General features: G+C 74.5%; 9 protein-coding genes. 3 read left to right on the top strand and 6 right to left on the bottom strand.

Annotated features, from left to right (window positions below):
• Positions 1–141: 141 nt before the first annotated feature.
• A complete protein-coding gene (locus tag CUD01_RS10675) occupies positions 142–1152 on the top strand; it encodes a LacI family DNA-binding transcriptional regulator (RefSeq protein WP_141320971.1) in 1011 nt (336 codons plus the stop codon).
• A 10-nt stretch (positions 1153–1162) separates the two neighbouring features.
• Here the strand turns inward: CUD01_RS10675 and CUD01_RS10680 are convergent, their stop codons facing one another.
• The 4 genes from CUD01_RS10680 to CUD01_RS10695 all read right to left on the bottom strand — a co-directional run bounded on the left by CUD01_RS10680 (position 1163) and on the right by CUD01_RS10695 (position 7446).
• Positions 1163–3691, bottom strand: a complete 2529-nt coding sequence (locus CUD01_RS10680; protein WP_141320973.1) for a glycosyl hydrolase family 95 catalytic domain-containing protein — start codon at positions 3689–3691, stop codon at positions 1163–1165.
• 10 nt (positions 3692–3701) lie between these two features.
• Positions 3702–4697, bottom strand: a complete 996-nt coding sequence (locus CUD01_RS10685; protein WP_094179444.1) for a carbohydrate ABC transporter permease — start codon at positions 4695–4697, stop codon at positions 3702–3704.
• Positions 4694–5620, bottom strand: coding sequence for an ABC transporter permease (locus tag CUD01_RS10690; protein WP_094182034.1), 927 nt, complete (start codon positions 5618–5620; stop codon positions 4694–4696). Before CUD01_RS10690 ends, CUD01_RS10685 begins: the two co-directional genes overlap by 4 nt.
• Before the next feature lie 158 nt (positions 5621–5778).
• Positions 5779–7446 carry a type 2 periplasmic-binding domain-containing protein gene (locus tag CUD01_RS10695; RefSeq protein ID WP_141320975.1) on the bottom strand — a complete coding sequence of 556 codons (1668 nt, stop codon included), beginning with the start codon at positions 7444–7446 and terminating at the stop codon, positions 5779–5781.
• A 390-nt stretch (positions 7447–7836) separates the two neighbouring features.
• Between CUD01_RS10695 and CUD01_RS10700 the strand changes: the two genes are divergently transcribed.
• Positions 7837–10788, top strand: a complete 2952-nt coding sequence (locus CUD01_RS10700) for a glycoside hydrolase family 3 N-terminal domain-containing protein (protein ID WP_307722678.1) — start codon at positions 7837–7839, stop codon at positions 10786–10788.
• On the opposite strand, the gene CUD01_RS10705 is transcribed toward CUD01_RS10700, so the two are convergent.
• Positions 10778–10918, bottom strand: coding sequence for a VOC family protein (locus tag CUD01_RS10705; protein ID WP_174773870.1), 141 nt, complete (start codon positions 10916–10918; stop codon positions 10778–10780). The genes CUD01_RS10700 and CUD01_RS10705 overlap by 11 nt on opposite strands.
• Positions 10919–11117: 199 nt before the next feature.
• Here CUD01_RS10705 and tatA point away from each other — a divergent pair, with 199 nt between their 5' ends.
• Complete coding sequence (gene tatA / locus CUD01_RS10710; protein WP_094179442.1) at positions 11118–11375, top strand: Sec-independent protein translocase subunit TatA; 258 nt, start codon at positions 11118–11120, stop codon at positions 11373–11375.
• A gap of 4 nt (positions 11376–11379) precedes the next feature.
• On the opposite strand, the gene CUD01_RS10715 is transcribed toward tatA, so the two are convergent.
• Positions 11380–12612: an N-acetylglucosamine-6-phosphate deacetylase gene (locus CUD01_RS10715; protein WP_141320977.1), complete on the bottom strand. Its 1233-nt coding sequence runs from the start codon at positions 12610–12612 to the stop codon at positions 11380–11382.
• Positions 12613–12615: the final 3 nt, after the last annotated feature.

A 12615-nucleotide genomic window follows, 5' to 3' on the forward strand; every position in this document is an offset into this window, starting at 1 on the left:
CGAGCACCGGCGTCCACAACCGGGCGTCCGGCGCGTGCCTTGGTGCGGGGACGCCGCGAGCGGGTGAATCGAAGCGATTAGTCGAGATCCACGATGAAGACGTTCGACACCGCGCCCCGCGGCATCGGTAGGATCCGCCGCATGGCCACGATCGCCGACGTCGCGAAGCTCGCCGGCGTCTCGTCGTCCACCGTCAGCTACGTGCTCTCCGGGAAGCGGCCCATCTCCGCCGCCACCCGCGCGCGCGTCGAGCGCGCGATCCGCGAGCTCGGGTTCAGCCCGCACGCGGGCGCCCGCGCGCTCGCGACCAACCAGACCAACGTGCTCGGGCTCGTCGTCCCGCTGCGCGCGCTCGAGACGAACTCCGCGACCGTCATGGAGATCGTCGCGGGCGTGCTCGCCGGGGCCCGTGAGCACGGCGACGACGTGCTGGTCCTCACCGACGAGGACGTCGCGGACGTGCACCGGCTCGCCGCCGGGTCGCGCGTCGACGCGCTCGTCCTCATGGACATCGAGCGCCACGACCCGCGGCTGCCCGTGCTCGCCGCGCTGCGCCAGCCCTCGATCCTCATCGGCGTGCCCAGCGACTCGCAGGGCCTGTCGTGCGTCGACCTCGACTTCACGGCCGCGGGCCGGCTCGCCGTACGGCACCTGACCGAGCACGGCCACCAGCGCATCGCGCTGCTCGGCGCGAGCGAGGCCGCGATCGCGCGCAGCGCCAACTACGCCGTGCGCATCATCGAGGGCTTCCGCGAGGAGGCGGGCCGCCTCGGCGTGCGGCACACCGTGGTGCCGCTCGAGGAGTCCTACCCGCAGGCCGCGGCCGCCGTCGCCCGCGCGCGCGCCGAGGTCGAGGGCGTCACGGCGTTCGTCGTGCACAACGAGGGCGCGCTGCCCGGGGTGCTCGACGCGCTCGCCCGCGAGGGCCTGCGCGTGCCCGAGGACGTCTCCGTGCTCGCGGTGAGCCCGACGCGGCTCGCCGCCCACCTGCCCGTCCCGCTGTCCGTCATCGACATCCCGTCCGTCGAGATCGGCCGCACCGCCGTCGCGATGGCCGTCGACCGGCAGGCTCGCCCCATGGCCGTCGAGACACGGCTGCTCGCCCCGCGGCTGCTCGAGCACGGCAGCTGCGCGGCACCGCCCGCGCCCTGAGCCCGTCGCGTCAGCCCGCACGGTCCACCAGCCCCGGCCCGAGCCGCGTCGCGCGGCCCGCGCGCAGCCGCACCCGCCGGACCGTCCCCGCGTGCTCGACCTCGCGCTCCTCGTCGCGCCCCGGGTGCAGGACCACCTCGACGAGCCGCCCCGCCGACCAGCGCACGTCGAGCGTCAGCGCACCCGGCGCGCGGACGCCGACCACCGCGCCGTCGGGCCACGACGATGGCAGCGCGGGCAGGACACGCACGCGCGTACGCGTCGCGGACACGAGCGCCTCCGCGATCGCGGCCACCAGCCCGAGGTTGCCGTCGACCTGGAACGGCGGGTGCGTCGAGAACAGGTTCGGCAGCAGACCGCCAGCGGTCGGGCCGTCGCCGCGCGCCGGCAGGAGGGCGTCCGCGAGCACCGACTCCAGCGCGGGACCGTCGCCGAGGCGCGCGCGCAACGCGGCCTTCCAGGCCATCGACCACCCGGTCGACCCGGGGCCGCGCGCGTCCAGGCTCGCGCGCGCCGCCTCGGCGACGTGACGTCCGGACCCGGGCACGGCGGGGCCGGACGCGTGCTCCCGCGGCGACCGTGCGGTGTCGCCGAGGAGCTCGTCGAGCGGGTACAGCCCGACGAGGTGGGAGAGGTGCCGGTGGTGCGGGTCCCGCGCGGGCGCGTCGTCGGGCCACTCGCGCAGCAGGCCGCCCGCACCGGCACCCGGACGCGGCAGGCGCTCGAGCGCGTCCGCCCAGCGCGGCACCAAGGGCTCGTCGAGCCCGAGCACGTCGACCGCCTCGAGGCAGTGCGTCAGCAGGTCGCGCACCAGCGCGACGTCCATCGTCGAACCCGCGCACAACGCGACCGGCCGGCCATCGACGAGTCGCTCGTTCTCGGGTGACGACGACGGGCTCGGGACCAGCCCGCCCGCGCCGTCGGGTACCAGCCAGTCGAGCGCGAACGCGGCCGCACCGCGCAGCACCGGCCACACCTCGCGCAGCACGTCCTCGTCCAGCGAGTAGGCGTAGCGGTCCCACAGGTGACGGCACAGCCACACGCCGCCCATCCACCACCCCGCCCATGCCGGGTCGCCCTGACCCCGGCCCACCGGCAGCGCCCAGCCCCACACGTCGCTGTTGTGGTGCGCGACCCAGCCGTCGCAGCCGTACAGCTCGCGCGCCACCGCCGTCCCCTGGAACGCCAGCAGCCGCACGAGGTCGACGAGCGGCCCGACGCACGCCCCGAGGCCGGTCGGCTCCGCCGCCCAGTAGGCCATCTGCAGGTTGATGTTCAGGGTGTACGCGCTCGACCAGGGCGGGCGGTGCTCGTCCATCCACCGCCCCTGGAGCGTCACGGGCGGCGCACCGGGCCGCGACGACGCCATGAGCAGGTAGCGGCCGAACGCGAACGCCGCCTGCGCACGCTGCGCGAGCGGCACGCCGCGGACCTCGTCGATCGCGTCGGGCAGGACGAGGTCCACGGGAGCCCCGAAGGACAGCGTGGTCGCGTCCGCGAGCGCCCGGTGGTCGGCCACGTGCCGACGCTCCGCCAGGTCGCCGTCCGCGGTCCCCCGCGCGAGCGCGGCGCTCGCGGCGCGCGTCGCGTCGGCGAGCGCGTCGCCCGGCGCCCGCAGCGGGCCCGGGTCCGGCCAGCGGGACGTCGTCGCGGTCGCCAGGACGGCCTCGACCCACGTCGCGCCGGTCACGCGCACGCCGTCCCGCGCCGACGTCAGGCGTCCGTCGCTCGCGACGCGCAGGACCGCGGCGCCGACGAGCGTGCGGGCTGGTCCGTGCCGCGTCACGCCCGGCACGACCTGCTCGTGCGGCGGCGCGACGTCGAACGGCAGCTCGACGAGCACGCGGACCACGTCGGGGCCGACCGCGTCCGGGTCGCCCGCGTCGAGGCCGACCGCGTCGAGGCCGACCGCGTCGGTCTCGACCGCCGCGGGACCCGGATGGGCGCCCACGAGGCGCAGCGCCAGCGTGAACCGCGTGCCCGTGGCGCGCCAGCGGCCGTGCAGGCAGCCGTCCGGCGCGGACGCGAACCACCGCACGTCGAGCTCGCCCGGCGCCCCCGCACGCGGGGTCGTGAGCCGCTCGGTGACGAGGCCGTCGCGCAGGTCGAGGGCTCGCCCGCGGTACACGAAGTCCGCGGCGCGCCCGTCGTCGGCAGCACCGTCGTCGGCAGCACCGTCGTCGGCGCCCCCGTCGTCGGGAAGGACGTCGGCCCACAGGTCGGCGAACGGCTGGTACGCCTGCGCGTACGGCCCCTGCAGGGACCCGAGGAGCGCGGCGGCCTCGTCGTGCCGGCCGTCGGCGACCGCGTCGCGCAGCCGCGCGAGCGTGCCCGGCCCCACGCCGCGCGCGCGCAGGTCCGCGAGCGCACGCGCCGGCCCGTCCGGGTGGCCGGACCACGCGGTCGCGTCGTTCACCTGCACGCGCGCGTCGCGCACCCCGCCGTGCACCATCGCGCCGAGCCGGCCGTTGCCCACGGGGAACGCCTCGACCCACCGGCGCGCGGGGCCCGTGAACCGGAGCCGGTCACCGCCCGACACGTGCGACGCCTCAGCCCTTGACGGCGCCGAAGATGACGCCCTTGGTGAAGTGGCGCTGGACGAACGGGTACACGACGAGGATCGGGATCACCGCGAGCACCATCACGGCCATCTTCACGGGCATACCCGTGACGGCGCCCGCGCCGACGTCCACCTGCCCGGTGCCCGAGCCCGGCAGGGTCACGCCCTGCAGCACGTACGAGCGCAGGACGAGCTGCAGCGGCCACTTGGTGTTGTCGTTGATGTAGAGCATCGCGTTGAAGAACGCGTTCCAGTAGCCCACGCCGTAGAACAACGCGACGACGGCGACCACGGCCTTCGACATGGGCAGCACGATCCGCAGCAGGATCCGCCAGTCACCCGCGCCGTCCATGCGCGCCGCGTCGAGGATCGCGTTGTCGATGCCCATGAAGAAGTTGCGCAGGATCAGGACGTTGAACGCCGAGACCGCGCCGGGCAGGATCAGCGCCCAGTACGTGTCGATCAGGTCGAGCGAGCTCACCAGCAGGTACGTCGGGATCATGCCCGCACCGAAGAACATGGTCACGAGGAACACGAACAGGATCGGCCGGTGCGCGAACGAGCCCGGGCGCGAGAGGCCGTACGCGGCGAGCACCGACACGACCACCGAGATGACCGTGCCCACCGCGGTGACGCCGACGCTCACGAGCGCGGCCCGGGTCACGACGCCACCCGACAGGATCTGCGTGTAGGCGCGCAGCGTGAGGTCCCCGGGGACGACGACGAGCCCGCCCGCGTCGATGGACTCCTGCGTGGTCGACAGGCTCGTCACGACGACGGTCCACAGCGGGAACAGCACCGCGAGGACGACCAGCGTGAGGACGACGACCTTCGTCGTCTGACCCGCGAGCGAGGGGCGTTCCTCCCACACGGCGCGGTACTTGTTGCGGCGCGGCCGGCGCGGCCTCCTGCCACGCGCGTCGTCGACGACGTCGCGTGGCAGCACCGCCGCCTGACCTGAGATCTCCGGACCGGTCCCCGTCATGCGCGCTGGTACACCCCCGCCTCACCGAACACGTGCGCGAGCTTGTTCGCCCCGAGGACGAGCGCGAGGCTCACGACACCCTTGACCAGCCCCGCGGCGGCCGCGAAGCTCCAGTCCCCGTAGATGACACCCTGGTAGTAGACGTAGGTGTCGATGACCTCGGACACCTGCGCACCGACCGCGTCGCGCTGCAGGATCAGCTGCTCGAACCCGACCGTCAGCGCGTCGCCGAGGCGCAGGATCAGCAGCAGGACGATGACGGGCCGCAGCGCGGGCAGCGTCACGTGCCACATGCGACGCCAGCGGTTCGCGCCGTCCATGACGGCGGCCTCGTACTGCTCGGGCGGCACCGTGCTGAGCGCGGCGAGGAAGATGATGATCCCCCAGCCGGCGTCCTTCCAGATCGACTGCGACGTGATGAGCACCAGGAACGTGTCCGGGTTCGTCATGAACGTCACGGCGTGGTCGACGCCGTTGTTGCGCAGCGTCTGGTTGATGAGCCCCGCGCCGCCGAAGATCTGCTGGAAGATCGTCACGACGAGCACCCACGAGAAGAAGTGGGGCAGGTAGACGATCGACTGGATGACCGTGCGGACGCGCGGCGAGACGACGCTGTTGAGCAGGAGCGCCAGGAAGATCGGGACCGGGAAGTAGAACACGAGCTGGAACAGCGTGATCGCGAGCGTGTTCTCGACCGCGTCGAGGAACAGCGGGTTGTCGAACACCCGCACGAAGTTGTCCCAGCCGACGAAGGGGCTCGCGACGAAGCCCTGGTAGGGCGAGTAGTCCTGCCACGCGATGACGTTGCCGAGCATCGGGACGTACGCGAACACGACCAGGAGCACGATCGCGGGCAGCGTCATGAGCAGCAGCGAGCGGTCGCGGCGCAGCCGGGTGGTCCACGGGACCGCACGGTGCGGCACGTTGGTGCCCGGCCGCCGCGGGCCGCGCGGCGCCCGCGTCCTGGCGGCCGTCCATGCGTCCGACCCTGCGGCCGGTCCGCTCGTCGGGCCGCTCGTCGGGCCGTCCGCAGGTGCCGCCGCCTCGTCGGCGGCGGCACCCTGCGTGAGTCGAGCACCCGTCACAGCTGGTCCAGGATCTCCTGGTAGAACGCGCGCAGCTCCTCGCCGCCCGACGCCTTCCAGGTCTCGACCGCGGGATCGAGGTCGGTGAGCTTCTTGCGGCCGCGCACGATGTCCTTCTCGAGGTCGACGAACGGCTGGCCGATCGACGCGTAGCGCGCCGGCTCGACGATCTGCATCGCGAAGAACAGCGGCTCGGTCACGTACTGCGCCGCGCCCGCCATCCACGTGCTGTACGCCTCGACGAAGCCCGGGTACTGCACGCGTGCCTGCGCGACCGGCGGGTCCACCAGGAACATGTACGTGGGCTGCAGCTCGGTCGCCGCGAGCTCGGTCGGTACGGGCACGCCCTGGTCGTCCTTGGTGTAGTGCACCCCCTCGACGCCGTTGTTGATGACGTCGAACTCGGTGGTGCCGAACGGTGCGGCGAGGACGTTCGCGAGTGCGAGCAGCTCGGTGATGCGCGCCTCGTCGTCGGACTTCTTGAGGAAGGAGAAGATGTTCGCCGGGTTGCCCTGGAACAGCACGGGCGTGCCGCCGTCGGCCGCGATCGGCGCGAACGGCTGCTGCCAGTAGTCGGGGTTCGCGCCCAGGTTGTCGCGCAGCGCCTCGTGCCAGCCGCCCAGGCCGTCGCTCGCGATGAGGGAGCGCCCGCCCTGGAACCGGGTCTTCGCCTCGCCCGTGTTGCCGGCGACCGCGTCGGGGTGGACGGCGCCCGACGCGAACAGCTTCGCGGTCCACTCGAGCGCGGCGCGGTACTCCTCGGTCTCGACGCGGTTGACGAGCGTGTCGCCCTCGAGCGTCCACTTGGGGGGCACCGCGAACATCTGGGTCGCGGTGATCCACAGGTCCTCGGCGCCGTACACGTTGCCGCCCGTGAGCTCCTTCGCGAGGTCGAGCAGGTCCTGCGCCGAGCGCACGTCGACGGTGATGCCCTTGGCCTCGATGAGGTCCTTGCGGTAGAAGGTCGCGTCGGTGATGAGCTCGCCCGGGAACGGCAGGCCGTAGAGGCGGTCGTTGAACACGCAGAACTTCCACGCGGCGGTGGGGATGTTCGCGAGGTTCGGGTAGTCCTTGACCTTGTCGCCCGCGAGGAACGGCGTGAGGTCCTGGAACAGGTTCGGCACGATCTCCGAGCCGAACCGCGGCGGGATGTTCCACGTCGGGACGCACACCCAGTCCGGCACGTCCTTCGCGGACGCGAGCACGGTCGCGAGCTTGTCGCCGTACGTGTTGCCGTCCGAGATGCGGAACTCGATCGTCGAGCCGAGCGCGCCGTTGACCGCCTCGTAGTACTTGTTGCCCTGGACCGGCGGGATGGTGCCCCACAGGGGCGTCATCGCGGTGAACGTCAGGCCCGTGCCCGGCGGCTCGGGGACCGACTGCACGAACGACTCCGGGATGGTCGTGTACCCCGGCGTCGAGCCGTCGACGCCCGGGACGTCGGGCTTCGCGTACTCCACGGGGTAGTACGCGGGCAGGATCTGCGCGGACACGGTCGCCTGCGCGGAGGGCGCGGCGGCGCCGCCCTGCCCGCCGCCGCTGCACGCGGACAGCAGCGACGGCACACCGACGACCGCGGCACCCGCGGCGATCATCCCGAGGAACCCACGGCGGCCGACCTCCACGTCGGCGAGCCGGCCGGTTCGAGGGGTGGAGCTGTTCATGAGCGTCCTCACTCCCTTATGCGGACGAGCCCCGCGCACGCCTCGGTGCACGGGGTAAGACAGGCACCTGCTCGGCCAGACATCGGCGCGAGTCGACGCGCTGCGGACGGCCGCCGAACCGCCGACCCGGTTGTCGAAGCGGTTCGACGGGGAACGTAGTCGGGATGCCGTCGGATTGCAACCATCCTCACCGATCCGGGTGGAGACCTCCGGCGTTGCCGGGTTCCGTGTCCGAAACCTGGACGTCAACGTGGTTCGTCCGGGCGATCACGCGCGCTCTGCCGCGATCACGGCACCGCTCGGTGCCGCCCGGACTTGTGATCCACGCCATCGAATCGGTTCAATGACCGGCGGCGACTGCCACCCTGTGCCGCCTGGAGGAGAGCGACCGTGCCCGACGTGACCACCCCCGACCCGCGTGCGCCGTACCTCGACCCGTCGCGCTCGCCGCGCGAGCGGGCGGCCGACCTGGTCGGGCGCCTCACGCGCGACGAGAAGATCGCGATGCTGCACCAGCGCGGCCCCGCGGTCGAGCGGCTCGGCCTGCGCGCGTTCACGACCGGCGCCGAGGTCCTGCACGGCGTCTCCTGGCTCGGCACCGCGACGGTGTTCCCGCAGCCCGTGGGCCTCGCCGCGACGTGGGACCCGGACCTGCTGCGCCGCGTCGGCGACGCGGTCGGCGTCGAGCTGCGCGCCAAGCACGCCGCCGACCCGTCCGTCTCGCTCAACGTGTGGGCGCCCGTGGTCAACCCGCTGCGCCACCCCGCCTGGGGCCGCAACGAGGAGGGCTACTCCGAGGACCCGTACCTCACCGCCGAGCTCGCCACGGCGTACGCGCACGGCCTGCGCGGCGACCACCCGACCTACTGGCGCACCGTCCCCACGCTCAAGCACGCGTTCGGCTACAACAACGAGACCGACCGCGCCGTGACGAGCTCGCAGCTGCGCCCGCGCGTGCTGCGGGAGTACGAGCTGCCCGCATTCACCGGCCCCCTGCGGGCACGGGCCGCGGGCGCGGTCATGGCCGCGTACAACCTCGTCGACGGCCGCCCCAACCACCTCGCGGGCGAGCTGCTGGACCTGCTGCGCGAGGCGACGCCCGACGAGCTGTTCGTGGTCTCCGACGCCGCCGCGCCCGGCTTCGTGGTCGACCTCCAGCGGTTCTACGACGACCACGTCGAGGCGCACGCGGCGATGCTGCGCGCCGGGATCGACTCGTTCACCGACAACGACGCCGACGCGGGCCCGACGACGCGGCGCGTCAACGAGGCGCTCGAGCGGGGGCTCGTCGACGAGGCGGTCATCGACCGCGCGGTCGCGCGCCAGCTCGAGATGCGGATCCGCACCGGCGAGCTCGACCCGGAGCTCGACCCGTTCGTCGTGCCCGCGGACGCGATCGACCTGCCCGAGCACCGGGCGCTCGCCCGCGAGGCCGCGGCGCGCGGCGTCGTCGTCCTCGAGAACGCCGGCGCGCTCCCCGTCGCCCCGGGTGCCGTCGTCGCGGTCGTCGGACCGTTCGCCGAGCGCGTGCTGCACGACTGGTACTCGGGCACCCCGCCGTACACCGTCGGCCTCGCGACCGCGCTGCGTGAGCGGCTCGGCGACGCCCACGTGCGGGTCGCGGACGGAGCGGACCGGATCGTCCTGCGCTCCAGCAGCACCGGCCGGGCCGTGCGGGCCGCGGGCGCGGGCCACGTCCTGGTCGCGGACGGTGACGCCCGCGACGCGGCCGCGCAGCACGACGCGACGCTCTGGGAGAGCGGGCTGTGGACCCTCCAGGTCGCCGCGACCGGCCTGCTGTGGACCGGCGCACGGTGGGTCGCGCACGCCGACGCCACCCGCGTCGGCGGATGGGTCGCGCAGGAGACGTTCCGCCGGCACGTGCACGACGACGGCACGTGGTCGCTGCAGCACGCCGGCTCGGGCCGGTGGCTGCGTGTGCAGCACGACGAGCAGGGCACGCTCGTCGCCGACGGCGAGACGCTCGCGCACGCCGAGCGGTTCGACGTCGAGACCGTCCGCGCGGGTGCCAGCGCCGTCCGCGAGGCGTGCGACGGCGCGGACGTCGTGGTGGTCGCGCTCGGCAACGACCCTCACCTGGGCGGACGCGAGACGCAGGACCGCCCCGCGCTGACGCTCCCCACCGGCATGCTCGCCACCTGGCGGGTCGCGGCGGACGCGTCACCGGCGGCCCGGCACGTGCTGCTCGTCGTCTCGTCGTACCCGTACGTGCTGTCGGAGGACCTCGACGCCGACGCCGTCGTGTGGACGTCGCACGGCGGGCAGGAGCTCGGGCACGGCCTCACCGACGTCCTGGTGGGCGACTGCGAGCCCACCGGCAGGCTCGCCCAGGCGTGGCCCGCGCGGGTCGAGGACGTCGGCGACCTGCTCGACTACGACGTCATCGCCGCCCACCACACCACGTGGTACGCGACCGCGGCGCCGCGCTACGCGCTGGGCCACGGGCTCACCTACGGCGAGGTCGCCTACCGCGCCGTGACGCCGACCACGCGCACGTGGGCCGCCGCGGGCACGAGCGGTGGCGACGACGAGGTCGCCCTCACCGTCACGATCCGCAACGACGGGACGCGCACCGCGCACGAGCTCGTCCAGGTGTACGCCCACGCACCGGGTCACCGGCTGCCGTACGGCCACCGCCTCGTCGCGCACGCACGCGTCGCGCTCGAGCCCGGCGCGACGCGCGACGTCGAGCTGCGGGTGCCCCTCGCGCGCCTCGCGACCTGGGACGTCACGCGCGACCGCTTCGTCGTCGAACCCGGGACCTACGTGCTCGGCGTGGGGGCGTCCGCCGCCGACCTGCCGCTGCGCGCGTCGCTGACCGTCACCGGCGAGCCCGTCCCGCCGCGCGCGCTCGTCGGGCGCGCGGTGCGCGCGGCCGACGCCGACGAGCTGCACGACGTCGAGCTCACGGCCCGCACGCGCGAGCGCGGCACCGCGGTCCAGGTCGCGCGTCGGCGTGCCCGCGGGTCGGTGGTCATGTCCACGTGCGACCTCGCCGGTGCGCGCGCGGTGCGGGCGGTCGTCGCGCGCACCGGACCGGGGACCGCGCGGGTCGAGGTCGAGGTGCGCGTCGCCGGCGGCGCGATCCCCGACGGCGTGGCTCGCGCGACGGGTGGCACGGCGGGTGGCACGGCCGACGAGGCGACGGAAGAGCCGTGGCGCACGGTCGCGCGGCTGGAGGTCCCCGCCGGCGGCGGCCGCTGGGACTGGCGCACGGTCGAGGCCCTCCTCGACCCCGGTCCGGACGGCACGCCGCTCGGCGACGTCCGGCTCGTGCTCGTCGGCGCGGCCCGCCTCGCGACCGTCGAGCTCACGCCGTGACGGCGCTCCGCACGAGCCAGCGGTGACCGTAGGGGTCGACGAGCCAGGCGCCGCGCGTGCCGTCCGGCAGGTCCGCGGGCGGCCGGTCCGGCGTCGCACCGGCCCGCAGCGCGTCCGCCCACGCGCCCATGGCGCGTCCCTTCGTCCACGGGTCGGCGTCGGTCGCCGCCCCTGTTCGAGGCGGTTCGAGGCGGTTCAATTCAACGCCGCGAGCGGAGCACCGGTCAACGGCGGGCGTCGCGGGCGTTGGTTGACGGATCGGACCTGCTGGGCGACCATGGGCCGTTGAAGCGCTTCGACGACGAAGCCCCGAGCTGGGAGAACCGCCCGTGCTGCGAAACCTGTCCGCCTGGCACCTCGTCATCCTGGTAGCCGTGCTCGTGCTGCTGTTCGGCGCGAACAAGCTGCCCGAGCTCGCGCGCGGCGTCGGGCAGTCGCTGCGGATCTTCAAGAGCGAGGTCAAGGACCTCACGGCCGACGAGCCCGCCGGCAGCCCCGCCGCGCCCGTCGGCCTCGCCCCCACAGCCCCGGGCGGCGTCGTGCCCGCACCCGCCACCCCGCCGGGTCCGCAGCAGCCCGCGGCCTGACGGGTCAGTCCACCGGCACACCCGCGCGCAGCACGAGCTGCGGCGTGAGGTCCCCGTCCACGACCAGGACGTCCGCCCGCAGGCCCGCCACCAGGCCGCCCACGTCCCGCAGCCCGAGCACCGTCGCCGGCGTGAGGGACGCCGCGCGCACCGCGTCGACCACCGGCACACCCGCGGCCACGGTCGCGCGCACGACGTCGAGCAGGTGCGCGACCCCGCCCGCGATCGCGCCCGCCTCACCGTCGCCGTCGACGACCCGCGCCACACCGTCGGCGACCCGCACCGCCATCGGCCCGAGCTGGTAGTCGCCGTCGGCCATCCCCGCGGCCGCCATCGCGTCGGTCACGAGCGCCACCGCGTCCGCACCGACCAGGTCGAACACCGCCACGACCGTCGCGGGATCCAGGTGCGTGCCGTCCGCGACGAGCTCGACGACGAGCTCACCGCGTCCCGCCGCCGCGAGGCACGCCAGGACCGGACCCGGGTCGCGGTGGTGCACCGGGCGCATCCCGTTGAACAGGTGGGTGGCGGTCGGCCGGCCCGAGCGCGCCGCCGGGTCCGCCGCGAGCAGGTCGAACGTGCGGTCGACGGCCGCCTCCACCTGCACCGCGCTCGCGTCCGTGTGGCCGATCGACGGGAGCGCGCCGCCGCGCACCAGGGCGGCCAGCACGTCGTCGCCCTGTCCCGCGTGCACACCGACGACCTCGGGCGCGACCGTCATCGTCACCAGGTGCCCGCGCGCGGCCTGGACCACCGCGTCGACCAGCGCCGGGTCGCCCGCGAGCATGTCACCGGGGTTCTGCGCGCCGCAGCGTGCGTGCGACAGGAACGGCCCCTCGAGATGGATGCCCGCGACGACGCCGGCGTCGGCCGCGTCCGCGAGCAGAGCCGTGCGCGCGAGCAGGACGTCCGGCGGAGCCGTCACCAACGACGCGACGAGCGTCGTCGTCCCGTGGCGCAGGTGCTCGTGCGCCGCGGTGGCGACCTGCTCCGCCGTCGTCGCGTCCGGGAAGCTCGCACCGCCACCGCCGTGGCAGTGCACGTCGACCAGACCGGGCAGCACGATGTCGTCGGACGCCTCGGGCAGGCGCTCGTTCCACGGCGCGGGCGCCTCGTCCGCGGGACCGATCCACGTGATCGTCGCGCCCCGGGTGACCAGGAGCCCGTCCTCGAGCACGTGCGTCGGCGTGACGACCCGGCCACGCAGCAGGATCTCGGACTCCGGGAGGTCGCTCACGCG

Source organism: Cellulomonas uda (assembly GCF_006538705.1).
GTDB classification, from domain to species: domain Bacteria; phylum Actinomycetota; class Actinomycetes; order Actinomycetales; family Cellulomonadaceae; genus Cellulomonas; species Cellulomonas uda.

Coding starts and splice junctions, on each gene's coding strand:
- CUD01_RS10675 (WP_141320971.1), top strand. CDS start 142: ATGGCCACGATCGCCGACGTCGCGAAGCTCGCCGGCGTCTCGTCGTCC.
- CUD01_RS10685 (WP_094179444.1), bottom strand. CDS start 4,697: ATGACGGGGACCGGTCCGGAGATCTCAGGTCAGGCGGCGGTGCTGCCA.
- CUD01_RS10695 (WP_141320975.1), bottom strand. CDS start 7,446: ATGAACAGCTCCACCCCTCGAACCGGCCGGCTCGCCGACGTGGAGGTC.
- CUD01_RS10705 (WP_174773870.1), bottom strand. CDS start 10,918: ATGGGCGCGTGGGCGGACGCGCTGCGGGCCGGTGCGACGCCGGACCGG.